We start from the raw sequence: 24305 nt of genomic DNA, 5'->3' as shown, positions 1-24305 counted from the left end.
TCGGTATAGCGGCTACATTTCTGTGGTACTTGTACACATGCACGATGAGCAAGAGTCAGTCCCCCGAGCGCGTCGCAGAACTGCGAGAGGTCTTCGTGGCGGTCACCGGTGATGAAGCGGTTACTGAGTCCCAGACAGACGAGCAATCCGACCGCGAACTCGACCCGGATGAGGAGTTCGACCCGGACGAGGTCGCCGACGGCCTAGACGATGCAGTCGCGGGGGCGGAGGCGGACGGCGGCAGCGACCCGGCGGCCTGACGCCGCCACTGCGCGAGTCTACGGCGCGTAGTAGTACTCGCCGGCGTTTTTCTGTTCGCGGTCCAGTTGCGAGTCGGGCTTGTTGATGCGGGGCCGTGAGGTCCGCTCGTCCCGGCGGAAGGTAATGTCGAGGTTCTGCAGGAACTCGTTCATCCCCTCGCGCATGCCCTGTGGCGGCGCGGCGTGGCCGCTTTTCGCCGGCTCCCCGTCGAAGACGAGCAGGCGGTCGGCCAGCAGGTCTATCATGTATATGTCGTGGTCGATGACCATTGCCGTCGCGTCGTGGTTCTCGGCGTACCGGCGGATGGCGGAGGTCGCCATGACCCGCTGTTCCACGTCCAGGTGCGCCGAGGGCTCGTCCAGCAGGTAGAGGTCGGCGTCCTTCGAGAGGCAGGCCGCGATGGCGACCCGCTGGCGCTCCCCGCCCGAGAGGTCGGTGAGTTGCTGTTCCATCACCGACTCGAGCTGGAGCGGTTGTGCGATTTCGGTGTTCCAGTAGGAGCTCCCGAAGTCGTCGGTAATCGACGCGAGGAAGGCGTCGACCCGCATCGGCTGGTCAATTTCGATGTACTGGGGCTTGTAGGCGATGTCGAGGCTGGTGTCGACTTCGCCCGCGGTCGGTTCCAGCCGGCCGGCGAGCATCTTGGCGAACGTCGACTTCCCGATGCCGTTCGGGCCGACGACGCCCAGGACTTCGCTCTCGCGGATGGTGCCGGCCTCTACGTCCAGCGAGAACTCGCCGTCGCCGTAGCTCTTCTGGAGGTCGGGGTACTCGATGACCACGTCGCCGGTCGAGGCCGTCCGGGGCGCGTGCTCCTCGAACTCGATTTCCGTCTGGCGGACGCGCATATTCTCGTTTTCGAGGTAGCCCGAGAGGTACTCGTTGATACCCTTCTTCGTCGATTTGGGCGGTGTGATGATACCGAACGCGCCGGGAGTCCCGTAGGCGACGTTGATGTTGTCCGCGAGCAGGTCGAGGATGGCGAGGTCGTGCTCGACGACGAGCATCGAACGGTCCTCCTCCTCGGCGAGTTCGCGGATGAGCCGTGCGGCAGTCATGCGCTGGCCGATGTCCAGATACGGCGTGATCTCGTCGAGGAAGTAGAAGTCGGCGTCCCGCGCCAGTGTGGCGACGAGCGCGACGCGCTGAAGTTCCCCACCCGAGAGGTCGTCGATGTGGTTGTCGACGACCGGCCCGATGCCGGTCCGCTCGATGAGGTAGTCCAGTTCGCCGCGCTCGTCGGTCTGGTCGAGTAGCTGCCGCGCCTTGCCGTCGAACTGGTCCGGAATCCGGTCGACGTACTGGGGCTTGCGAGCGACGGTCACGTCGCCGTCGCGCATCTGCTCGAGGTACTCCTGCAGGGCGGTCCCGCGGTACTCGTCGAGAATTTCGTCCCAGTTTGGCTCCTCGCCGTAGCGGCCCAGGTTGGGCTGCATCTCGTCGGCGAGGATGCGCACAGCGGTGGTCTTCCCGATGCCGTTCGGGCCGAGAATCCCGGTCACCTGTCCCTCGGCGGGGCTCGGGAGCCCGTACAGTGCGAAGGCGTTCTCCCCGTAGCGGTGGACCGGGTCGTCGGTCAGCTCCTGTGGGAGATTGATGATCTCGATTGCGTCGAACGGACACTTGTTCACGCAGATACCGCAGGACTCGCCCAGACAGATCTCCTCGGAGATGCGGACCTGGTCGGGCTGGCCCTCGAAGGGCTCGTCCTCCTCGTACTCGTCTTCGCGCTTGACGATGCACTCTTTCCCGCTGCGGTTGGGCGGGCAGTAGTTCATGCACTCGTAGTTACAGCGGTCGGGCTGGCACCGCTCTAGGTCGACGACGGCGATACTGTCCTCGGCCATCGTTACGCTCCCGTCGTCAGCAGAATGCCCCACGAGACGAACCACAGCGAGAAGGTCATGAAGCCGATATAGAGCACGTCCTTCGTCGAGAGGTCGTCCGTGTCGATGCCGATCACCCGCAGAATCGGGAACTGTGCTGCGATAGCGACCGCGAGGACGAGCACGCCTTGTGGGTCGTTCGGCGCGGTCGCTAATGCGTTGGAACCGAACGCGGCGGCGATGCCAGCGACGGCTGTCAGCGTCGTGACAGTGAGCCCCCGCATATGGGAACTCATTCCGTCCGCCGTTTCCGTAGCCATACCACACGTTCCACTACCCGCAACCAAAAGGTGCGCGGTTCAGGGCTGTGACGCGGCCGCGAATGCGTGCGCCGTCGAGACTGACTCCTCAATCTTTATGCGCCCGGCGCTTGTGATTACGGGTAATGACGGACTCTGATGGGGAAGCCATCGCAGACCTTCCGCCGAGCGCAAAGCTCGTGTACAAGGTTCTGGAGTACGACGGCCCGCTGACACAGAAAGGCATCGTCGAGGAGTCGATGCTTTCGGCACGGACCGTCCGTTACGCTCTGGAACGACTCGACGAAGTCGGTGTTATCGAAGAAGACGTGTACTTCGCTGACGCGCGGCAGAACCTCTACGAAATCACCGATCAACCGGCGGAAGCGGACGCCGCTGTCTCGGACTGACCGCTTTCTCGCTTGGCTGTTTCGCGACGCGACCACGCGCTATAGTTGAACCGATTTACACACCGATCGCACTGCAGTCGTGCGGGTGTGCATTGACTTTCAATGGCTACTATAGTTACAGCGATGCGACCACGTCGCCCGTCGTCGCAATGGCCGCGAACTCACCGCGTAGTTGCGCCAGCGCCGTCCGGTGGACCAGCGGCGCGTCGAACCGCTCGCCGTCGAGCGCGCGGCCGAACGTCGCCGTCGCGTCGCTCGCGACGACCACGTCGAACCCGCGGTTCTCGGCCATCCGCGCCGTCGTCGAGACGCAGTGGTCGGTCGTCAGCCCGCAGACGACGACGGTCCCATGGCCGCGCTCGCGGAGCCAGGCCTCCAGCCCGGTGTCGACGAACGCGCCGTTGACGCGCTTCACGAACGTCGCTTCGCCCGGTTCTGGTTCCAGTTCCGATTTGAACGCAAAGCCCGGCTCCCCCCGCCGGAGCGGCGAGTCCGGCTCCGTCGAGTCGTGCCGGACGTGGACCACGGGGAGGTCGCGCTCGCGCCACGCCGCGAGCAGGCGCGCCGCGTTCGCCTCGGCGTCGGAGTTGTTCCGGGTCCCCCACCGCGACTCGTCGAACCCCTGCTGGAAGTCCACCAGCACGAGCACCGGGGCCGAAGGAAGCGAGAGCGGTGCCATCAGTCGGCCGGCTCCGGCGCGGGCGTCTCGACGAGCCACTCCGATTTCGGATGCTCGCGCGTCACAGTCATCGGACATTCGTCGGGGGCCTGGGCCTCGTCCGAGGACAGCATGTACTGGGGCCACTCGCGGTCGCCCTCGACACCCCAGTCGCCGATGTCGGCGTGGGGGCAAACGCCGTCGTACTCTTCGAGGCGACCCTGGATGACCTCGCGGGCGTGCTGGCCGGCCTCGGTGTCGGCGGTGACGTTCAGGTCCTCGAACAGCGCCCGGGGCTGGAACGTAATCTCCAGGCCGACCGGACAGTAGCGGCTCTTCCGCGTGTCGTAAAACGGCGCGCGGCAGGTCGGGAACATCGGTTCGCCGCCGAAGCAAAACTCCCAGTAGGGGTCGTCGGTGTCGGTCGGAATGTCCTCAGGCCAGGGCTCCGGGTCGTGGACGTGCAGGAACTGGAGGATATGCCAGAGGCGGTCGTGGTACTCGGCCTCCGTCAGTGGCCGCTCGGGCGGTCGGAAGAACGTCACCAGCGAGGCCCGCTCGCTGTGGTCCTGATAGGTGTCCAGATATTCCAGGACCGTCCGGCCGAGGTCGAACAGCGCGTCGGGGTCGCTCATCGACGGGACGGCCGTGTACAGCGGCTCGCCGTCCCGGACCGACTCCGCGCCGAAGAAACAAGGGAACGGCGTGCCGTTTCGCTCGCCGGTCAGCCCCTCGCTGAAGGTCCGCCAGTGGTCGGCGACCCAGTCGGGCGCGGCCCCGCGCTCGACCCGGTCGGCCAGCGTCGCCTGGTCTACGAGCCTGCCGACGACTGTGTCGGTCATACACTGACTGTGGTGCTACAGCGGAATTTAGCTGTCGTTTTCGGCGGTTCGGCCCGCCGTTGAATGCTGTCCGCTCGCCGACCTCTACGACGGCACGACGGTAATCGTGCTGCCGCGGTCGATGGCTCGCTCTAGTTCCTCGGCGATGCCCGACCCGCGAGAGACCTGAATCTCGCCGCTGCGGGAGACCGTCGCGGTGAAGAGGTACTCGCCGTCGGCCTGCAGTTCGACCGTGTCGCCGGCGTGACCGTCGAGCGGCACGATGACGTGCCGGGAGGTGACTTCCGGCTGGACGATCTCGCCCTGCTTGCCGCCGGACTCGGTCTGTGGGCCGCCCGAGGGGCCGGACGGTCGTTCCTCGAAGGTTCGCACGTCGATGTCGATGCCGAGGCGATTCTCCACGTCGGAGATGCGGCCGCCGCCCTTGCCGATGACCTGCGAGATGTCGTCGTCCTCGACCCAGACGACGGCGGTGTTGGGCCCGCGCAGTTCGACCTCGACGTGGCCCCGCGCGATGGAGCGTATCTCGCGTTCGACCTCCTGCTTGGCGAGGCGGTCGACGCCGGAGTCCTGCTGGTCCTCGTCGTCGTTCAGCGGGACCGTGACGACCTGGCGGTTGAACGTGTATATCTCGTACTCGGGGCGACCGGTCTCGAAGTCCTTGACCATGATGACCGGCCGCGCGAGGTCCTCCTCCATCAGGCCCTGCGGGACCTTGACCTCGGTCGAGACGTCGTAGACGGTGTGGACCTCGCCGGCCTCGATGTAGACGACGGTGTCGACGATTTGCGGGATGAGCCCGAGTTCGACGCGGCCGATGAGCCGCTGGAGCGCGTCGATGGCACGGGTGGCGTGGACGACCCCGACCATGCCGACGCCGGCCAGGCGCATGTCCGCGAACACCTCGAAGTCGTCGGTCTTGCGGACCTCGTCGTAGATGGTGTAGTCCGGCCGGACCATCAGCAGGGAGTCGGCGGTCTTCTCCATGGACCCGCCGAGTTCGGTGTACTGGGTGATGTTCGGGCCGACCTGGAGGTCCCGCGGTTTCTCCATCGTCTTGACCGCGTAGTCGGCGTCGACGAGGAACTCGCCGACCGCCTGTGCGAAGGTGGACTTCCCCGCCCCGGGCGACCCGGAGATGAGGACGCCGCGCTGGTGCTCGGTGAAGCGGTCACGGAGTTCGTCGGCGTACTCGTAGTCGTCGAGTTCGGTCTTGACGATGGGCCGGACAGCCGTGATTTCGAGCGCGTCCGAGAAGGGCGGTCGCGCGATGGCGATGCGGTAGTCCCGGAACTGCGTGATTGTCATGCCGGGCTCGTCGAGTTCGAGGAAGCCGTCCGGCGAGGCGCGCGCGCTTTCCTCGATGTCGGCGGCGTACTCCCGAAGTTCGCTCTCTGTCGCGGGGTCGTCGCGGATTGGTGTGTACTGCATATCGCCGATAGACCCCTTCTTGGCGTAGGGCTGGACGCCGACCTTGAGGTGGACGCTCATCGTCCCCTCGTCGAAGAAGTTCTCGATCTGGAGCCGGTCGACCGTCCGTTTGACCGGCTCGACGAACTCCACGGCGAGCCCTTTCGCGCGGGCGACCTCGGCCTGTACGTCGTCGCTGGTCACGAGTGTGGCGTCGCGGTCACCGGCGATGTCCCGGATGAGCGCGTCAATCTGCCCTTCTCCGGCCTCCCGTTTCTCGATGGCGTCGGGCCGCCGACCGACGTACTCCACGTCGATGAGGCCGTCTTCGGCCAGGTCGACGAGCGTCTGGAGTTCTTCCAGTCCCTCCCAGCCCGTCTCGCGGCCGTCGTTCGCCTGTGCTTCGAGTTCGCCGACGACGGCCTCGGGAACGACGACCGTCGCGCCGGCAAAGCCCATGCCATCGACATCCGTGTCGGGGTCGGCATCAGCCTTCACTTGGTCGGACACGCGGCCGTCGATGACCACGCTCGTGTCCGGTACAATTTCCATACGCGAACGTTGGAGACTGCCGTTGATAAGGGTGTGGAGTCTGCACCGCTACAGGCTCCGTTCGCGGGTCCCCGGCCCTGAGTCGAGCATCGACGCACTCGCTGGTCCCGAATCGCGTCCCGCGATTCGCTGTGGCACGTCGCCAACAGCATCACGGACATCTGTTGTGCGACACAGCGGAGCCGTTCCTGCATCACGCAGCCTCGTCGGCGGTCGGGAGTTCGACGACGGCGACGGCACCCCGGTTCCCGTCCGCACGGTCCTCGAACCAGACGTCGCCGCCGTATCGGTCGAGCATCACGCGGACGAAGTAGAGGCCGAACCCGACAGACCCGGAGCTTTCGGACGTGACCGCTTCCTCGAAGATAGCGGTTTTCTGGTCGTCATCGATGCCGGGACCGTTGTCGGCGATACGGAGAGTAACGGCCCCCGAGTCCACGCTAGCGGAGGCTGTGACTGTCGGTGCCTCGCTGTCGTTGTGCTCGACGGCATTCTGGAACAGGTTCTCGACGACCGACCCGAGCAGATTATCGGCACGGACGGCCGGCAGCGAGTCGGTCTTGACGGTGACGGTCAGGTTGTCGTGACCCTGCCGGAATTTCGCGGCCTTCTCGGCGAGGATCGATTCGAGGTCGACCGCTCCGAGGTCGCTGTCGTCCTCGCCCGCCACGGTTCGTGTCACCGATCGGACTTCCTGGGCCATCCGTGCGAGGTCATCCGTCCACTCGTCGATGGTCGCCACGCGGTCGGCAGCCTCCCCCTCGACGAGTCCGTCGAGTCGGTCGACGTGACCCTGGACGACCATCAGCCCGTTGAGCAGGTCGTGTCGTAGAGCACTGTTGAAAAACCGGAGTTGCTCGGAGCGCATCTCCAGTAGTTCACGGCTCTCCCGGAGCGCACGCTCCTTTTCGACCCGGTCAAGCGCGTTTTCGGTCGTCGTCGCAAGCGTATCGGCGAAACGACAGTCGTCCTCAGTGAACCCATCGTGGTCCGGGCCTGCACTGATCCCCAACACGCCATGGTCTCCAAGCGGGTACAGTAACGACCCGCCGATGTCGACTGGCAGTTGGGTGTCCGACGCTTCTATCGGTGCGCCGCATCTCGGTTCGCCCGATTCGAATACCTGCCAGACATCGCTGTCTCCCGGCTCAACGACAGGATTTTCAGGCACGTCCCCGCGTCTGTATGCGTCGGCGAGCGCGTCGGTGAACACCGCTGACTGAAGGGCGTTCGCGCCCTCGTCGTACATCATCGTGCCCGCGTATGGATACTCGAGTAATTCGTCGACGGTATTCACCGCAATCTCCAGCACTTCCTCGGGCGTCTCGGCGCTGAGGAACCGCTGGGAGACTGACTGAAGGCTCGCGAGCGTTCGCTCGCGCTGCTTCTGGAGCGTGATATCCCGTAACACCAGGACGTACCCCTGTTCGCGGTCGTACTGGTCACGGATCGGTGTCTTGTTGAGGTCGTACATCTTGGCTTCGCCGCCGTCCGTGCTGACTGTCCCGTCCTCCAATACGTGCTCTTCCCCGTCCCGCACGGCATCCAACAACCCGGGAAGAACACGGCGTATCGGCGTTCCGACCGGCGATTCGCCGTCGAGAAGCCGGAGCCCGGCCGGGTTCGCGTCGATGAGCCGTGCCGACTCATCGAGTATCATGACGGGGTCGTCCATCTCTTCGAGGACGATGTCTGGCGCGAGCGGTTCGACGCTGAGGAAGTCATACCGAAAGAGCGCAAGTGCGATGAGACCGGCCTCAACTGAAAAAAACACCGAGGTCAGATTCAGCCCCGGGTGTGGACTGAACCCGGCTTGGAAAGCGATGTTCCCGACGAGGGTAACCAACACCGCCAGCAGTATCACCGCGGTCTGGCGCCGAAAGATGTTCCGCGAGGAGATGAGAAACCGAGCGAGCAGGCCCAGAGAGACGAGGATAGGTGGGTACGCGAAGAGGAGCGGCCAGATGGCGGACGGTCCCTGTGACGCGACGACCGGTAATGTGAGGCCGTTGACCGTCCGAACTGGGATCCCACTGAAAGTCACTGTCTCCAGCACCGCTACCCCGCCGACGACTGCGTAGACGGCTACGAGTGCTCGTCGCCGTCGGCGGGTGAGCACCGCACCGTGACCGGTATAGACAAGAGTGAAAAGCAGGAAATACGCTGGTGCGAGGAAGAGCAGTCCGGCAGACGCGGCCAGCAGGACGCCTGAAATCGGTGACCGTGGAGCGACGACAGTCCCGGCCGCACAGAGGCCGGCCAGCCCCGGTGGAATCGCCATCATCGATAGCGCATGCGAGGCGGGGTGGTCACGATGCCGGCGAGCGAAGTAGCCGATACCGAGTCCGGCGAGGCCACCCCCGGACAGCACAGCGGCGACGAGCAAGACGGGCGTAAGCCGCATTACACCTCAATTGTCGATCGAATCCCGTGTATCTTCCTCCCCCGTTATCAAACTAGAAACTTACCGGTTCGATACCTGCCGGGTTCGGGGGACTCTTGACCCACCACACACTCCCGCTGGTATGAGCGTCATCGACCTCACCGAAGACCTTGTCGCGATTCCCAGCCATGCGGACGAGTCCACGGCAGGGGCGTTCATCGCTGAGTGGCTCCGCGAGCACACGACCGGCGCGGTAAACCGCGACAGCCACGGCAACGTCATCGCCTGCAAGGGGCAGGGCGACGACACGCTCGCCCTCGTCGGCCACCACGACGTGGTCCCGCCGGACGACTCGCAGGTCGACGCCGACGGCGAGTACGTCGTCGAACAGCGCGACGGTCGCCTCTACGGTCGGGGCACGGCGGACATGAAAGGGTGTGTCGCCGCGGCGATGCTGGCCTTCCGGGACGCCGACCCCGCCGGCGAACTGGTCTTTGCCTCCTTCGTCGGCGAGGAACAGGGCGGGGTCGGCTGCCAGGCCGCCATCGAGGATGGCTTCGCGCCCGACTACGCCGTCGTCGGCGAGGGGTCGACCGGCTACTCCGCCCCTGGCACCACGGATGTGGCCGTCGCGCACAAAGGTCGGCGCGGGTCGACGCTGGTCGCCGAGGGCGCGGCGGCCCACGCGAGCGAACCCGACGCCGGCGCAAACGCCATCTACCGCGCGACCGACGCCGTCGACGTGGTCCGGGACCTCGACTTTCCCGAGACAACCGTGCTGGGCCACGAGCTGAGCGGGAGCGTCGCCGTCACGGAGATCGACGGTGGCTCCGCGTGGAACGTCATCCCCGAGCGATGCGAGGTCACCGTCGACGAGCGGACGGTCCCCGGCGAGCGCGCGCCGCTCGACCGCGCCGAGGCCGTCGACGGCGTGACCTGGCGCGTCGACCAGGACCTCCCGCCGATGGCCTGCGGCGACGCCGACTTCGCGGATAGGGTGCTGGACGCCGCCGCTGATGCGCAGGACAGCACGCCCGAGCACGTCGTCAAACCGCACGCGACCGACGCCGGCTGGCTCGCCCAGGCCGGAACGGACTGTGTAATCGTCGGTGCGGCCGAACCCGGCGAGGCCCACACCGCCGACGAGAGCGTGTCGCTGGCCGTCCTACAGCGGTGCCGCGAGGTCTACGAGCGCGTCGCCGAGTCGTGGCCGTCCGAGTGACTGCCGACTGTGCCGTGTCGCCCTGATAGGCCCTATTCGCTCGTGCACCCCTTACCGGCGGCATCGGGTCTTTACCGTCGCCGGCCTAACCCCGCCGTATGGCAACAGCGAGCGAGGACAGCGAGTCCACGTACGAGCAGTTTCTGGATCACGTCCGCCGCCTCCACTACGTCCAGGACGCCGGCGGCGTCCTGAACTGGGACCAGCAGGTGATGATGCCCGACGCCGGGACGCCGGCCCGCGCGAAACAGACCTCCGCCATCTCGACGCTCCATCACGAACTGCTGACCGACGACGACCTGGCCGAGTGGCTGGACGAACTCGACGACGCCGACCTCGACGCCGAACAGGAAGCCGTCGTCCGGGAGGTCCGCCGGGACCACGAGCGGGCGACGAAGGTCCCCGCCGACCTCGTCGAGCGCCTCTCTGAGGCCTCTTCGAACGCCCTGCCGGTCTGGAAGGAGGCCAAGGCCGAGGACGACTTCGATGCCTTCGCCGACACGCTCGAAGAACTGGTCGAACTCCGCCGGGAGTACGCCGCGGCCATCGACCCCGACCGCGACCCCTACGAGGTCCTCTTCGAGGAGTACGAGCCCTACCTCGGCATCGACACCGCCGAGGAAGTGCTGACGGACCTCCGGGACGCGCTCGTCCCGCTCATCGACGACATCGCCGACAGCGACGTGACCCTCGCGGACCCGTTCGAGGGGACCTACGACGACGACACCCAGCACGGCCTCGTCGAGACCGCGCTGGACACGCTGGGCTACGACTGGGACCGCGGCCGACTGGACACCGCGCCCCACCCCTTCTCGATGGGGACGCAGTTCGACGCCCGCGTCACCACCCGTTTCACCCCCGAGGACCCGCTGGACGCGCTCGGGTCGACCATCCACGAGTTCGGCCACGCCACCTACACGCTCGGTCTGCCACAGGAAGCGTACGGCACGCCGCTCGGCGACAACCGCGACCTCTCGGTCCACGAGTCCCAGTCGCGCTTTTGGGAGAACCACGTCGGCCGCTCGGAGCCGTTCTGGGACTTCTTCGCCGACACCGCCAACGACCACCTCGGGACCGACGCCACGCCCCGCCAGTTCTACGAGGCCGCAAACGAGGTGTACGACGACAACCTCATTCGGGTCGAAGCGGACGAACTGACCTACCACATGCACATCATCGTCCGCTTCGAAATCGAGCGGGACCTCATCCGCGGGGACCTTGAGGTGTCCGAAGTGCCCCAGGTCTGGAACGACAAGATGGAGGAGTACCTCGGCGTCCGGCCCGACACCGACGCCGAGGGCTGTCTGCAGGACATCCACTGGACGAACGGGGCCTTCGGCTACTTCCCGACCTACACGCTCGGGTCGGTGCTGGCCGCGCAACTGGACCACCACGCCCGCGGGGACATCGACGGCTTCGACGACCACGTCCGGGCCGGTGAGTTCGACCCCATCCACGACTGGCTCACCGAGAACATCCACCAGCACGGTGCTCGCTACCGGACCGACGACCTCGTCGAAGAAGCGACTGGTGAATCCTTCACCGCCGACCACTTCCTCGACTACGCCGAGGAGAAGTACCGTTCGCTGTACGACTGCTGACACGACGGTCGACAAACGTCGTTCCAGATATCGACTCTGATACTATTGGGCTATTCGTTTTATATTCCCCGCCCATTGTGGCGACTACTATGGCTGAGAGACCGACGGAAAACGTACGGGGTCAAACGGGTGCGGGGATCGAAACGGACATCGAAGACGAGGTCGCGGAGAACATCGATACAGAGGCCGGCTACAGCCACACCGCTGCGAGCGAAATCCAGACGATGCTGGCCGAGGTGGAGGGGTCGTCGGTCGGAATCGCGGAGGAAACGGCTGACATCCGCGAACAGGCCGCCGAACAGTACGAGAGCCTGACAGACATCGCAAACGAGGTGTCGAACCTCTCTGCGTCGGTCGAGCAGATCGCCTCGTCGTCCGAAGAGGTGTCCGCGGCCTCCCGCGAAGCGAAGGAACTCGCCGAGCGCGGGCAGGGCAACGCCGACGACGTTCACGAGGCGATGGAGAACATTCAGCAGGCGGCCGACAGCGTCGCCGAGGATGTCAAGACGATACAGCAAAGCGTTCAGGAGATCGACGAAATCGTCGACGTCATCAACGACATCGCCGACCAGACCAACATGCTGGCGCTGAACGCGTCTATCGAGGCCGCTCGCGCCGGTGAGGCGGGCGAAGGGTTCGCCGTCGTCGCAAACGAAGTCAAAAGCCTCGCCGAGGAATCACAGGAGCAAGCGACGACTATCGAGCAGATGATCGACGGCATCCAAGACGATACCGAGAACGCCGTCGAGAGCCTCGAAGAGAGCAACGAAGAGATTGACGCGGGAATCGACACGGTCGAAGAATCGACCGAAATCCTCGAAGAGATCGACGACACCGTCCGCGAGGTCAACAACGGTATCGAGGAGGTCGCGACAGCCACGGACCAGCAGGCCGCCTCGACTGAGGAAGTGGCCAGTATGATCGACCAGTCCACGGGCGCAGCCAAGGATATCGCCGACAGTACGGCCGATATCGCCGAGGAATCCGACGAGCAAACAGACCTTCTCACCGACATCAATCAGGCGATGGACGACCTCGTCGCGGACCTCCAGCGCAACAACTGAACAGCCTGCACACTTCGGCCATACAGTTCGAAGCACCCGAGTCGAACCAGTCGTTTATTCGTCCGGGTGGCGTACGGCCGGTATGCGACCGGATCTGGACCCAGAACAGCTTGACCGCTACTCCCGGCACATCATCATGAACGACGTCGGGCCAGAGGGCCAGGCCGCACTGCTCGACACCGACGTGCTGGTCGTCGGGGCCGGCGGCCTCGGCGCGCCGGTGCTCCAGTACCTCGCGGCTGCGGGTATCGGTCGGCTCGGTATCGTCGACGACGACACCGTCGAGCGGTCGAACCTCCAGCGGCAGGTCATTCACGGCGACGACGATGTGGGGCGGCCGAAGGTCGACAGCGCCGCGGAGTTCGTCACGGGCCTCAACCCCGACGTGAGCGTCGACCGCCACGAACTGCGGCTGGCCCGGGAGAACGCTGCCGACCTGGTGGCCGACTACGACATCGTCGTCGACGCCTCCGACAACTTCGCCACGCGCTTTCTGGTCAACGACGCCTGCACGCTCTCGAACACGCCGTTCTCCCACGGCGCTATCTTCCAGTTCGAGGGGCAGGTGACGACGTTCTCCGGCGACAGCCCGTGTTACCGCTGTCTGTTCCCCGAAGCGCCGCCGGAGGGGACCGTCCCCGACTGCGCGACCGCAGGCGTGCTGGGCGTCCTACCGGGCACTATCGGCTGCATGCAGGCGACCGAAGTCGTCAAGCTCGCCATGGACTACGGCGAGACCCTGGAGGGCCGGCTCATCGCCTACGACGCCGCCGAGATGTCCTTCGAGGAAATCCCCGTCGCGGCCAACCCCGACTGCCCGGTGTGTGGCGACGACCCGGCCATCGCCAGCGTCGCCGACGCCAGCTACGAGGGCCGCTGTTCGCTCGCTGAGGACTGACCGGCCCGCGCTCCGGTGCCGTTCTCACAGCTGATACTGCGGAACCGAGGTTTATGTCACGATAGCCACGAGTCGGGACAACGTCCCACATGTCCCGCCCCGACCACGCGCCCCACCCCTTTTCCGTCCGCCTCCAGAAGCCCGGCTACGTCGAACTGGTGTTCTCGCTGGTGCTCGTCTGGGGCTTCGGCGATGCGCTGTCGACGCTGTTCGCCGCGCAGTTTGCCGGGCCGGGACTGGAGGCTAACCCGTGGATACGGACCCTCCTTATCCACGAACCGCTGCTCGTGATTGCCCTGAAGATGGCTGTCGTCCTCTACGTCGGCGTCGTTCTGCTGGAGTGTCGCGACGTGGTCGAGCGAGTCCCGCTGTGGCGGGCCTGGCTCCTCGGCGTCGTCGCCGTCGGCGCGGTCGTCGTCCTCGGCAACACCTACGTCGGCCTGGCCGCGGCCGCCGCCTAGGCCCGGACGGTCCCGAGTTCGACGGCGGCGTCCCGCGGCGGCGTCTCGAACAGGTCCGGGTGGACGAGCGCCGCCAGGAACTCCAGCGTGTCTACGAGCCGCGGCCCCGACCGGTTGACGTAGTGGTGGCCGTCCATCACGTACGCCCGGCCCTCGCGGACGGCCGTCAGGTCGTCGAAGCCGGGGCGGTCGGTCAGGTCGGCGCGGTTCTCGCGAGTCTGTGCCACGTCGAAACCACAGGGCGCAGCCACCAGCACCTCGGGGTCGTACTCGCGGACCGCCGTCCACTCACGCGGCCGGGAGTGTGCGCCGGCCGCTTCCATTCCGTAAGTGCCGCCGGCCGTCTCGATCATTTCCGGGACCCAGTGGCCGGCGACCATCACCGGGTCCAGCCAGTCCAGCACCGCCACGCGAGGTGTCGTCTTGGCCCGTGCTGCCGTCGTCTCGACGGCCGCGACCCGGTCCCTGAGGTCGGCGACGAGTTCGGCGGCGCGGTCGTCACGCCCGACTGCTGCACCGACCCGGTGGATGGAGTCGAACAGGTCGTCGAGGCTGTGGATGTCGAGCGTCAGCACCTCGGCGTCCAGTCCCAGTTCCTCGACGGCCTCGGCGACCAGCACGTGATCGACGGCGCACACGTCACAGACGCCTTGGGTGACGATGAGTTCGGGTTCCAGTTCCGCCAGTGTCTCGCGGTCGATGGCGTAGACGCCGTCGCTCTCCTCGGCGGCCGCGACCTGCTCGTTTATTTCGCCGCTCGATGCTGTCGGGTCGACGCGCGAGCGGTTGACCGACGGCTTCTCGCGGGCCGCTGGCGGATGGTCGCACTCATGTGAGACACCGACCGGCTCGACACCGAGCGCGTAGACGATCTCCGTCGCCGAGGGCAGGAGCGTGACGACTCGCATACTCCGACCTTGGTCCGCGCGGACAAAAACCTGCGTCCGCCGCCTCGCACGCTTCGTTACGCTTACCCTCTGTCGCCGACGAGACGCGGGTATGGAAGTCAAGTCGCGACACCACCTCCGTTCGGACGAGGTTGACACCATCACGACGGCGCTGTCGGAGAATCTCGGTGTCGAACTCGACGCGGATAGCTTCGAGAAGGTCGAGTTCGACGACAGCGACTGGGACGTCGTCCTCGTCGACGGCGACCCGCTCGTCCTCTACCTAGATCGCGAGGGACCCCGTCCCTCGGATGGAGGCGGCGAAGCCGCCGAGAAAGAGCCGTTCCTCACAGTACAGGGCGCCAACCAGCACCCGCCCGAGAAACACGTCGTCACCGTCGACGCCGGGGCCGTCTCCTTTGTCTCAGACGGCGCGGACATCATGCGGCCGGGCATCACCGAGGCCGACGACGACATCAGTGAGGGCGATTTGGTCGTCATCAACGAGGAGTCCCACGGGAAGTTCCTCGCTGTCGGCCGCGCGCAGACCGACGGCGACGATATGGTCGGCGACAGCGGGAAAGTCGTCAAGTCGCTCCACCACGTCGGCGACGATCTGTTCGAGTTTTCGGTGTAGGGCAGTTCTGTACTCGCTTCAGTCACACCAGCGGCCGGAGCCCGAACCGGTCGAAGCCACGGTCTAACGTAACTCTGAGGAGCGCTTCGGCCACGCCAGCGCCCACGGCAACGCCGAGCAACAGGGGCCAGACGGTGAGATACGACGACAGCGGGTGGAGATGCGTCCCGTAGAGCCATTCAACCACCGTGTTGCCGAGTAGCCAGAACGTCACAAGCACCGGCGTGACGAGCGAAAGACGACTACAGAGATACAGCGGGACGGCACCCGTGAGGAACATCCCGACGGCGGCATAGCTGGCCCCGAACGCAAGGGTCGCCGTGTCGTGTGACGAAAAGTGGACGCCGTTCGCAAACAGCCACGACAGTACGCCGATGGCATAGAGGATGCCACCGACGGCTGCGACGGTACTGGGCGTTGACCTGATGGAGGGCAGGCGCATCGGTGTCAGTGTTCGTTCCATCACCTAAATAACGTTTTGTGCAGCCCACGTCGTTCTCGGTCGTCACCACGGCCGATCAGGGTGTGCTGTGGCGATACGTTCGATGGACGAAAAGTTGAAACGGGTAGCGAACGCCGTGAGTGACATGGGACTGATGAGCAAGATCCTCGGGGAGTCTGGGTCCTCTCGGAACACCGAGGATTACGTCGAACTGAACGCGAACGAATTCGAGATGACCGGGACGGAACTCGAACGTCAGGTCCGTATCGCCCGCATCAGTGACAAGCAGGACGTCATCGAGATCAAAGACGCCGTCTACGACGGCGACGTGGTCGTCGCGGATATCACGCGCCACTCCACACAGGACCGCACGATGGAACACATCAGCGACGAGCTCAAGCAGGTCGCCAACGAGGTCGGCGGCGACATCGTCCAGAAGGACGACGACCAGCTCATCATCACGCCGGCTGGCGTCGGCATCTCTCGGGAACGACTCGGCCGATAGGCGTGTGCTAGTCGGGTCGGCGGGACCTCGCTGTTCGGTCGACCTTGTCAGCTTATCTCAGTCTAACTGCCGGTTTTCGGGGGCTTCAATGCGTTTTTCGGTGTCGCCACGCTAAGGGCGGCAATGACTGAACCGGCGATACGCGCTAGCGGGTTACAGAAGCGCTACGGCGATGTCCAGGCACTCGACGACCTGGAACTGACAGTCGAGCAAGGCGAGTTCTTCGGCCTGCTCGGCCCGAACGGGGCCGGCAAGACGACGTTCATCAACACGCTGGTCGGCCTCGTCCACAAGGACGGGGGAACCGCGGAGGTGTTCGGCTTCGACGTGGAGGACGACTACCGCGAGGTCCGCGACCGTATCGGCGTCGCACCACAGGAGTTCAACGTCGACCGCTTTTTTCCCATCATCGAGGTGCTGGAACACAAGGCGGGCTACCACGGTATCAGCCGGGCCGAGGCCAGAGAGCGGGCCGAGGACGCGCTGAAGACCGTCGGCATCTGGGACAAGCGCGACACGCGCTTCGACTGGCTCTCCGGCGGGATGAAACGGCGGTTCGTCCTCGCCCGCGCGCTCGTCTCGAACCCGGACCTGCTCATCCTCGACGAGCCGACGGCGGGGGTCGACGTCCAGCTCCGCCACGACCTCTGGGAGATTATCAACCGGATGAACGACGCCGGGACCACAATTTTGCTGACGACTCACTACATCGAGGAGGCCGAGCGGCTCTGTGACCGGGTGGCCATCATGGACGACGGGCGGAAAGTCGAGGTGGCGACCCCCGACGACCTGATGGCCCGCGGGACGGACACTATCGTCCTCGAGCTCGCCGAGATGCCGCGAACGGCCCCGCGACTCGACGTTGAGGGAATCACCGACATCGAACTGACCGACGAAGGGCTGGCTGTCACCGCGATGGGCGGGAGCCAGACTGCGCCCGCGATAATGCGTGAACTCGAATCGCAGGGCCACACCGTCACCTCGCTGGAGATCCGCCGCGCGTCGCTCGAAGAGGTGTTCGTCGACATGACCCGCGACGACCGCGAGTACGCGGAGGTGTCGGCATGAACCCGAACGCGACGCAGTTCCTGACACTGGCCCGGCGGGAAGTGCTGCGGTTCGTCCGCCGGCCGTACAACACCTTCCTCCCGCCGATTATCACGAACGCGCTGTATTTCTCTGTGTTCGGCGTGATTCTGGGGAGCCGAATCGGCGAAATCGCGGGCGTGAGCTACCTCCAGTTCGTCCTGCCGGGACTGGTCGTGCTCGGAGCCATTTCGGACAGTTTCGAGAACGCCTCCTTTACTATCTTCCACGGGCGCTGGAACGACTACATCCAGGCCGTGCTCACGTCCCCGATGTCGAACCGGAGCATGGTGGCCGCCTACGTCTCGGCCAGTGCGCTCCGTGGTATCGTCACGTCCTTGCTCATCGTCGGCGTCGGGCTGATATTCACGTCCGTCCCCGTCGCCAACCCCCTGTATCTCGTCTCGTTCCTGCTGGTGATTACCACGCTGTTCGGCGGGCTCGGTGTTATCGGCGGCCTCTGGGCGAGCGACTTCGACTACCTGACGGTGATGAACCAGTTTATCCTCCGGCCGCTGGTGTTTTTCGGCGCGGTGTTTTACTCGCTGGAAGTCCTCCCGGCGTTCTGGCGCAGCGTCTCGTTGCTCAACCCGATGGTATACATGGTGAACGGCGTCCGCTACGGGATGATCGGTGTCACCGAAATCGATCCGAACACGTCGCTGGCCGTCCTGACCGGGACGACCGTCGTCGTGTTGTCCATCGACTTCCTGCTGTTCAAGCGCGGCTACGGGCTCGCCGAATAGCGCCGTCGCTCGGGTCCCTCCGTGGCCGGTAAAACTGGGCTGCGGGCTCGATGCCTGACCTGGCCGCGAATGCCGGATTGGGTCCGCTCCGGCGGGCGGACAAACTATGACAGGCTGCCCCGGAATCCGCGTCCGTGGCAACACGAGGGGTGTCTCGTGCCCCGGATACTTGTGAGCGCCTCCGGGTGAGGCGTATGTGAATGTATGCCACAAGCGTATTTAGATGTGACGCCCGTCTGACGCTGTGTGATAATGGCGGTACTCGGTCCGGAAGAACCAGCAGCTACGAGCCACGTATCGCCGGCACTCACGACTCGCGCCCGACGACCGGCCTCAGACGTTGTCCGGGGCGTCGGCGTCGTCCTCGACCGAGCGCTTCAGCGAATCGCGGCGCGCCTTCGCGTCGCGGTCGGTCGCTTCCTCAAGGAAGTCGTTCTTGATGGCGACGGCGTCTTCGGCCGCATCGACGTTGCCTTCGGCTATGACCTCCTCCGCGGGCCGCTCGTCGATGTGCAGCGCGAGTTTGTCCTTCTTCGAGCCGTACTCGACGCGGCCCGCGACGACCCGCTCGAACACGGGGTTGTCCGGGTCGTCGACGACCAGCAGGTCGTTGCCTTCGTACTCTTCCGTATCGGTCACTTCGCCGAAGTACTCCTCGACGAACGCTTCCATGTCAGGGACGCGGTCTTCGAGATGCTCGCCCCGTCGCATCTTGTACTCTCGCATGGGCGAGTTTTTGCGAGGGGCTGTCTTACCCTTTGCGTTCACTCCTCGTCACGGGTGATAAGTGACCCCTTGTGACATTCCGGACAGAAGTCCCCGGCACGCAACGATGTCGACTCCACTTCGGTGGTGAAGCCACACTCTGGACAGGCAAACTCGCCCTCCGGAACCGTCACGGCGCTGTCGCTGGTCGGTTCGACGCTCGAATCGTCGTCCGTTCCGGTGTCGACCGGCATTGTCTCCGGCGACCAGCCGTCCCCGTCATCTCCCGGCTCATCGGGCCACTCACCGGGCTGTCGGTCGTCGCCAGCCGGCTCTGATTCCTCTTCCTCGCCGAGAATGAGTCCGTCGTCTTTTTCGGGGTCGGTCTCGTCTTCGGGTACCGGCTCCTCGCCTTCCGCGTCCGGCACGTCGACCGTCGTCGTCGGCTCGTCCAGTTCCACGTCGCCGCTCTCCTCCTCGCCGTCGTCCCCGTCGTCGATAATCTCGGCGTCGTCGGCGGACGGGTCGACCGACTCCCCGTCGTCCGCGTCGTCGAGTCCCGCGTCCCCCGGCGCTTCGACCGGGTCGTCGACGCTGTCCCAGCCGTCCGACCGCTCCCTTTCCTCGTCATCGGGACTGACTGTGCTCTCAGCCGGGTCGTCTTCCGGCTGTGACTCGGTCTTCGGCCTTTCGGATCCGGACTCTTCTTCGACGAGGTCGCTGGCGATGTCCGACGGTGTCTCGATAGCCGTTACCTCCTTGTTTTCCGAGACAATTCGCGTATTTCCACACCGCTCACAGGTCTCCCGTTCCTGGATGGTGATGACGACTTCGCTACCCTGCTCTTCGCGCTCGCGCTCGACGGTGGTCTCACCGTACTTGTGCCCGAGGACGGAACATTTGAGACCCATTGCCAGAACTTCCCACCGTGGCGTACTTAAACCCTGCCCGTTGGCTCCACCGATCGTGACAGAACGCTACCCCGTTTCGCGACGCTGCTACATTAATTTCATCACGGCTTGTGAAATTTTATAACTGGAAGCGGTACTACGTTACGCCAATGCAGCGGATGACGACGCTCGTGGTGTCGGTCCTCGCCCTCTCAGCACTTCTCTGTGGAACAGCGATGGCGACCGAGAACCAGCCACCGCTTGCTGACGCCGGACTGGACCAGTCCGTCGAGCGAGGGACGTCGGTCCAGTTGGACGCCAACGGCTCGCGCGACCCCGATGGCACAGTTGAATCATTCGAGTGGACCATCGAAGCGCCGGACGGCACAGCACGCACACCCGACTGCCTGACCTGTGCCAAGACGACGTTCTCACCGGCTGAAACCGGCCAATACAACGTCACTGTCACCGTCACTGATGACGACGGGGCGTCGCGTTCGGACACGCTCCATGTCGACGTGGTGGCCGCCGGCGGGCCGTCAGTCTCGGTTTCGGCCCCATCTGCCGTTCCCGTTGGCCTCCAGCGGAACCTGACTGCCAATGTGACTGCCGGCGACGCTGACCTCCGAACGCTCGCCTGGGTCGTCAACGGCACCGCTCAGAACCAGACGCGACTCGCCGGCGAGAACGGGACCTCGACCATCACGCATACATTCAACGAATCCGGCTCTGTCTCCGTCCGTGCGGTCGCCTACGATGCTGCCGGAGGGCGTGGCGTCGCTAACCGGTCGATTCAGGTGGCCGGCTCGTCCGGTACCGGTAGCAGCGCTGGTGGCAACAACTGTCCGGGCGGCAGCGGGAACTACTACGTTGACGGCGAAAACATGGGCTGTACGAGTGCCGCCATGACCATCGAGGATACCATTGTCGATACTGACGGCCGGGATGGTCTATGGCTGTACGTGGACAATGAACTCACCAAGATAATCGAGGAAGAGAACATGAACAAGTACTCCGAAGACGGTTACGGAGGGACATTCAGTAAAGAGACTATTGACGAGCAAAAGGAGAAAATAAAAGAAAGGAATGTCGCTGCTGAAGAGCCTGAAAATCCGAATACCGTCGACTCAAGCGACGACACTCACGATGACAGCAGTAGTACCCGTCCAGACTCTAGTGTGCCGAACAATCTAATGAATCCAAATAATGAAGAAGATGATAACGAGAATGGTGGTGGATATGACTGGAGTTACCATGACGGTGGTAGCAGCAGTGATAGTACCGGCAATGGTCAGGACAGCAGTAGTGGTGATGGTGGTAACAATGCCAATGAGGATGATGAAGGGTTCTTTGACGGCCTACTTGGTGGCGAGGATGATGGCAGCAGTAACGATGATGAAGATGGCGAAGGCGGTGGTTGGTTTGGGGGCGGTGGCAACGAAGACAACGACGGCGACAATAACGGAGGGTGGAGTTTTTGGTGACAACTTCTATTCTCTCGCATAAAGGTAGAATTTATAAAGAATAAAAAGCAATTTTACGACGAGATGGGACAAAAATTGAGAGCTAGATTGAGAGCAGCAAATCGGTTAATGACCGTTCTAGAAAATCTCATATTCTCAGTTATCGCTATGGCTATTATATCGGTGAACAGCCTCAAGTCAATACATGTCTGCTCATGGCTGACTAGCATACATTCTATTGGGAGATTCTGCAGTGGTCTGACCGCGTTCCCCTATATGTGTAGCTTTGCTTCTCCTGTGCGTGAGATTGTATTTTTTATTTCTGGTTATCAGGTCGTATTTAACTCACTTTCAGCGGAGGATGGATCGATAAATAGCAGGACATCAAGAGCAATTTCAAACTCGACTGAAACTCCAATTATTTCGCTAAAGAAGCAAACAGGGAACCCCGGTAACTATACTCAAAAACTATGACTGACATCAAAACTATATTCAGCGGTATTGTGCTCGCTCTCTTGATTATGTCTGCCGGCTGTTCCACATTTGTAGGAGGGAGTGGACCAACTCAGGAGACAGCATCACCGACACAAACACCAGAACGGATAACGAAAACTACCGAGACTACCACGTCCGTGACTACGGAAATCAACAGTACACCCGTGGCTACTGAGAAATCAAAAGTGGAAACTGAATCCCCCAGTAGGGATGAACTCAGTAAGGCAGAGAAGTTTAAGAAATTTGACCAGAATATGCAGCGAATATACCGCGAACTCGACTATAACCGGTCTGCCAAGACAGAAACTTTCCCAGAAAACAATTCATATCATATGACAATTCAAATGAGAGACACAACAAACCGTTCTAAAACAGTAGATGACCGGCTTGACCCACTTTGGAACTACTATGTTATCGTTGAAGACTACAATGACAACGATGATAGCTACTCAGAACGAGACCACACGTATATCCCAGATACGGTCAATGTAACGTTCGTTACGGAAGATGGTGGAGTGTTCGAGACGACGTATATCAAGTACAATTGGGCGTACAAGTACTATACCGATGAATGGTCAATTCGGGTTCTCATGGCAAAGTATGGCTCTACCACCGAAGAGGGACCAGCGTACCACGAGAATGGCAGGTAGCGACACTCTCACATCTGTAGTGTGAGTCACAGAGTGTCTGTCAGTGACGACCGCGCTTCTCAGGGGCCCCGACGGTCGTTCGTCGAAACAACACGAGAGAGTTCAAACGAGTGAGGGGCTTCAATTGTTGACTGATTAACAATGGTGGAGTATGTTTGGTTTTTTGCTCGCATGCCATCGACACCCAGACAGGTAGACAGTTAGCCACACTGTCACCGGTAGAGACGAAAGCGGCGAGCACGGAATTCAGCGCCGAGCACGCGAAGCAGCGAGTCATATCGTCTGTTCTGTTGGTGGATGGTTCACTGCACAGGATAGTATATCACAATTCCGAGGGACAAAGATTAGACCCAGCCGGTTTTAGTAGGGCATATGAGAGCGAAGCCGGAGTATCGCGACCGGGACGACACTGAGGTTGCGGTGCTCGATGCGCTCGCTGACCGCCGCGACGAGGGGATGACTGTCTTCGAGCTTCGGTCGCGGACGGAAGAGAATATCGATCGTATTGAGGACGCGCTCGCCGCTCTCAAGGCGGACGACCTCATCGAGGTCGAGGACAACGGGGAGCGGACTGTCATTCTCCCGGGGGAGGACGTGGTGGGTGAGTCGCTGCCGGACGAAGACGAGTCGCTCCTCGACCAGATTCGGAAGCGGCTTCCACTGTAACCGCTGCTGCCACACGGTGAATCACACCGCGTCCAACGGCGCGGCCGCGCAGTTGTTCGGGCCGAGTTCGAGTTCGAACGCCGTGTCGTCGTCGGCCGTCTCCGCTCCGAGATTGATCGCGATAATCCGCTCGAAGTTGGCGGGTCGCGCCGGTATGTCGTCACAGACGTACTCGACGAACGCCTCACGGTCCATCTCGAATCCTGTGAGTCGGCTTCGGAGCGTGCCCAGCGAGGCTGTGAACGTGCCACCGTTAGCCGACATCGTCGACTCGCTGTAGTGGCCTGGGGCGACGAGCGTTTCATCGGGTAGTACCGATAGCCGGTCAGTCAGCGTCCGATGGAGATCGCGGGCGAGGTCACGAGCGCCGTCGGCCCCGGCTTCGAGGTCCGGGCGGGCGACACTGTTGAGGAAGATGCTGTCGCCGGCCAGAAGCACGTCACCGATAGTGAAGCCAGTCATGCCGGTCGTGTGACCGGGCAGGGGACGAGGCTCCAGCGTGGCTGACCCGACCTGAAGCGATTCGTCATCGGCCAGTGCAGTCATGTCGTCGACACCGCGAGCAACCGCCCGTTCGGAAAGCATTGGTTTGGCATCGGTTTCTTCGGCGAGACGCCGGACACCGCTGACGTGGTCGGCGTGGACGTGCGTGTCGATAGCGTGGGTGAGCGAGGCGTCGCGGTCAGTAGCATCGGCGATATACCGGTCGGTGAACGCCCGCAACGGGTCGATGACAGCGGCCGAATCGTCGCTGACGACCATGTAGCCGAGACAGCCCGACGACGGACGACGGTACTGGAGGACGGTTGCGTCGTCGCAGGGGATCTCGCGGGCTTCGTAGAGCCGTGCCCAGCCCTCCATGCCGTCGCTGAGGTTCTGCGCCTCAATGTCGTGTTCAGTGAGCAATCCGGCAACGAAGGCGCTGGCCTCGCCGCGGCCACAGACGACCGTTATCGGGCCGCTGCCGGCTACCTCGTCGACGATATCGTTCACTTCGCCGGTCACCTTCGCTTGGAGGAACTTCGCAAAGGGCAGCTGTGTTGCTGTCACCGTCTCGCCGCGAACCCGCCACTGCTCGTACTCGTCGCGGTCACGAACGTCGAGTAACCGGACTGGTTCGCCGGTGTCGAGTTTCGTCTGCAACGCTGTTGCGGATAGTGACGGCGGGTCCGTCGGCGGGTCAGGGTAGTCTTCGGCCATACTGACTGTAGCGCTCCCCCGTGGATAAATCGGGCGGGGATTTCAA

General features: G+C 63.5%; 25 protein-coding genes. 14 read left to right on the top strand and 11 right to left on the bottom strand.

Going from position 1 to position 24305, the window contains the following annotated elements; translation table 11 throughout:
• Positions 1-44: 44 nt before the first annotated feature.
• The gene (locus DVK01_RS03660; RefSeq protein WP_101350942.1) at positions 45-260 is read left to right on the top strand and encodes a hypothetical protein; all 216 of its coding nucleotides are present in this window, start codon (positions 45-47) and stop codon (positions 258-260) included.
• An 18-nt stretch (positions 261-278) separates the two neighbouring features.
• Here the strand turns inward: DVK01_RS03660 and DVK01_RS03655 are convergent, their stop codons facing one another.
• Both DVK01_RS03655 and DVK01_RS03650 read right to left on the bottom strand, forming a co-directional pair.
• Positions 279-2108 (bottom strand): ribosome biogenesis/translation initiation ATPase RLI, encoded by a 1830-nt coding sequence (locus DVK01_RS03655; RefSeq protein ID WP_101350941.1) that lies wholly within the window; start codon positions 2106-2108, stop codon positions 279-281.
• 2 nt (positions 2109-2110) lie between these two features.
• Positions 2111-2407 carry a hypothetical protein gene (locus DVK01_RS03650; RefSeq protein WP_053967272.1) on the bottom strand — a complete coding sequence of 99 codons (297 nt, stop codon included), beginning with the start codon at positions 2405-2407 and terminating at the stop codon, positions 2111-2113.
• Positions 2408-2532: 125 nt separating this feature from the next.
• Between DVK01_RS03650 and DVK01_RS03645 the strand changes: the two genes are divergently transcribed.
• Positions 2533-2796, top strand: coding sequence for a MarR family transcriptional regulator (locus tag DVK01_RS03645; RefSeq protein WP_101350940.1), 264 nt, complete (start codon positions 2533-2535; stop codon positions 2794-2796).
• Positions 2797-2911: 115 nt separating this feature from the next.
• Here the strand turns inward: DVK01_RS03645 and DVK01_RS03640 are convergent, their stop codons facing one another.
• The 4 genes from DVK01_RS03640 to DVK01_RS03625 all read right to left on the bottom strand — a co-directional run bounded on the left by DVK01_RS03640 (position 2912) and on the right by DVK01_RS03625 (position 8662).
• Positions 2912-3475, bottom strand: a complete 564-nt coding sequence (locus DVK01_RS03640) for a cysteine hydrolase family protein (RefSeq protein ID WP_121535436.1) — start codon at positions 3473-3475, stop codon at positions 2912-2914.
• Complete coding sequence (locus DVK01_RS03635; protein WP_101350938.1) at positions 3475-4296, bottom strand: YqcI/YcgG family protein; 822 nt, start codon at positions 4294-4296, stop codon at positions 3475-3477. Before DVK01_RS03635 ends, DVK01_RS03640 begins: the two co-directional genes overlap by 1 nt.
• 84 nt (positions 4297-4380) lie before the next feature.
• Positions 4381-6258 carry a PINc/VapC family ATPase gene (locus DVK01_RS03630; protein WP_121535433.1) on the bottom strand — a complete coding sequence of 626 codons (1878 nt, stop codon included), beginning with the start codon at positions 6256-6258 and terminating at the stop codon, positions 4381-4383.
• A gap of 193 nt (positions 6259-6451) precedes the next feature.
• A complete protein-coding gene (locus DVK01_RS03625; RefSeq protein ID WP_121535431.1) occupies positions 6452-8662 on the bottom strand; it encodes a histidine kinase N-terminal 7TM domain-containing protein in 2211 nt (736 codons plus the stop codon).
• A gap of 121 nt (positions 8663-8783) precedes the next feature.
• Between DVK01_RS03625 and DVK01_RS03620 the strand changes: the two genes are divergently transcribed.
• From DVK01_RS03620 to DVK01_RS03600, 5 genes are all read left to right on the top strand, one after another.
• Positions 8784-9863, top strand: a complete 1080-nt coding sequence (locus DVK01_RS03620; RefSeq protein ID WP_101350935.1) for a M20 family metallopeptidase — start codon at positions 8784-8786, stop codon at positions 9861-9863.
• Between the two features lie 98 nt (positions 9864-9961).
• On the top strand, positions 9962-11464 hold the full coding sequence (locus DVK01_RS03615) for a carboxypeptidase M32 (RefSeq protein WP_121535429.1): 1503 nt from the start codon (positions 9962-9964) through the stop codon (positions 11462-11464).
• An 89-nt stretch (positions 11465-11553) separates the two neighbouring features.
• A complete protein-coding gene (locus tag DVK01_RS03610) occupies positions 11554-12528 on the top strand; it encodes a methyl-accepting chemotaxis protein (protein ID WP_101350933.1) in 975 nt (324 codons plus the stop codon).
• 82 nt (positions 12529-12610) lie between these two features.
• Positions 12611-13426, top strand: a complete 816-nt coding sequence (locus DVK01_RS03605) for a molybdopterin-synthase adenylyltransferase MoeB (protein ID WP_101350932.1) — start codon at positions 12611-12613, stop codon at positions 13424-13426.
• Positions 13427-13515: 89 nt separating this feature from the next.
• The gene (locus DVK01_RS03600; protein WP_101350931.1) at positions 13516-13887 is read left to right on the top strand and encodes a DUF5658 family protein; all 372 of its coding nucleotides are present in this window, start codon (positions 13516-13518) and stop codon (positions 13885-13887) included.
• Here DVK01_RS03600 and DVK01_RS03595 read toward each other — a convergent pair.
• Complete coding sequence (locus DVK01_RS03595) at positions 13884-14795, bottom strand: cobalamin-binding protein (protein WP_121535427.1); 912 nt, start codon at positions 14793-14795, stop codon at positions 13884-13886. The two genes, DVK01_RS03600 and DVK01_RS03595, sit on opposite strands and share 4 nt — an antisense overlap.
• Positions 14796-14886: 91 nt before the next feature.
• Here DVK01_RS03595 and DVK01_RS03590 point away from each other — a divergent pair, with 91 nt between their 5' ends.
• The gene (locus DVK01_RS03590) at positions 14887-15411 is read left to right on the top strand and encodes an RNA-binding protein (RefSeq protein ID WP_101350929.1); all 525 of its coding nucleotides are present in this window, start codon (positions 14887-14889) and stop codon (positions 15409-15411) included.
• A 22-nt stretch (positions 15412-15433) separates the two neighbouring features.
• Here DVK01_RS03590 and DVK01_RS03585 read toward each other — a convergent pair whose 3' ends face one another.
• Positions 15434-15853, bottom strand: a complete 420-nt coding sequence (locus DVK01_RS03585) for a hypothetical protein (RefSeq protein WP_101351482.1) — start codon at positions 15851-15853, stop codon at positions 15434-15436.
• 145 nt (positions 15854-15998) lie between these two features.
• Between DVK01_RS03585 and sepF the strand changes: the two genes are divergently transcribed.
• From sepF to DVK01_RS03570, 3 genes are all read left to right on the top strand, one after another.
• The gene (sepF, locus tag DVK01_RS03580) at positions 15999-16358 is read left to right on the top strand and encodes a cell division protein SepF (protein ID WP_101351481.1); all 360 of its coding nucleotides are present in this window, start codon (positions 15999-16001) and stop codon (positions 16356-16358) included.
• Between the two features lie 123 nt (positions 16359-16481).
• Positions 16482-17426: an ABC transporter ATP-binding protein gene (locus DVK01_RS03575; protein WP_101350928.1), complete on the top strand. Its 945-nt coding sequence runs from the start codon at positions 16482-16484 to the stop codon at positions 17424-17426.
• Positions 17423-18190, top strand: a complete 768-nt coding sequence (locus DVK01_RS03570) for an ABC transporter permease (RefSeq protein ID WP_101350927.1) — start codon at positions 17423-17425, stop codon at positions 18188-18190. The genes DVK01_RS03575 and DVK01_RS03570 overlap by 4 nt, the downstream gene beginning before the upstream one ends.
• A gap of 333 nt (positions 18191-18523) precedes the next feature.
• On the opposite strand, the gene DVK01_RS03565 is transcribed toward DVK01_RS03570, so the two are convergent.
• Entirely contained in the window at positions 18524-18916 is a 393-nt protein-coding gene (locus DVK01_RS03565; RefSeq protein ID WP_053967287.1) for a DUF5611 family protein, read from the bottom strand.
• Between the two features lie 38 nt (positions 18917-18954).
• Positions 18955-19806: a hypothetical protein gene (locus DVK01_RS03560; protein ID WP_121535425.1), complete on the bottom strand. Its 852-nt coding sequence runs from the start codon at positions 19804-19806 to the stop codon at positions 18955-18957.
• Positions 19807-19955: 149 nt separating this feature from the next.
• Between DVK01_RS03560 and DVK01_RS03555 the strand changes: the two genes are divergently transcribed.
• From DVK01_RS03555 to DVK01_RS03545, 3 genes are all read left to right on the top strand, one after another.
• The gene (locus tag DVK01_RS03555; RefSeq protein ID WP_121535423.1) at positions 19956-21269 is read left to right on the top strand and encodes a PKD domain-containing protein; all 1314 of its coding nucleotides are present in this window, start codon (positions 19956-19958) and stop codon (positions 21267-21269) included.
• 449 nt (positions 21270-21718) lie between these two features.
• Positions 21719-22393 carry a hypothetical protein gene (locus tag DVK01_RS03550; RefSeq protein WP_101350924.1) on the top strand — a complete coding sequence of 225 codons (675 nt, stop codon included), beginning with the start codon at positions 21719-21721 and terminating at the stop codon, positions 22391-22393.
• 372 nt (positions 22394-22765) lie between these two features.
• Positions 22766-23059 carry a DUF6432 family protein gene (locus DVK01_RS03545; RefSeq protein ID WP_101350923.1) on the top strand — a complete coding sequence of 98 codons (294 nt, stop codon included), beginning with the start codon at positions 22766-22768 and terminating at the stop codon, positions 23057-23059.
• Positions 23060-23080: 21 nt separating this feature from the next.
• Here DVK01_RS03545 and DVK01_RS03540 read toward each other — a convergent pair whose 3' ends face one another.
• Positions 23081-24259 carry an MBL fold metallo-hydrolase gene (locus DVK01_RS03540; RefSeq protein ID WP_121535421.1) on the bottom strand — a complete coding sequence of 393 codons (1179 nt, stop codon included), beginning with the start codon at positions 24257-24259 and terminating at the stop codon, positions 23081-23083.
• Positions 24260-24305 lie beyond the last annotated feature (46 nt).

Origin of the sequence: Haloarcula sp. Atlit-120R (assembly GCF_003665885.1) — an archaeon.
GTDB lineage: Archaea > Halobacteriota > Halobacteria > Halobacteriales > Haloarculaceae > Haloarcula > Haloarcula taiwanensis.
This window is presented reverse-complemented; position numbering and strand designations above follow the sequence as displayed.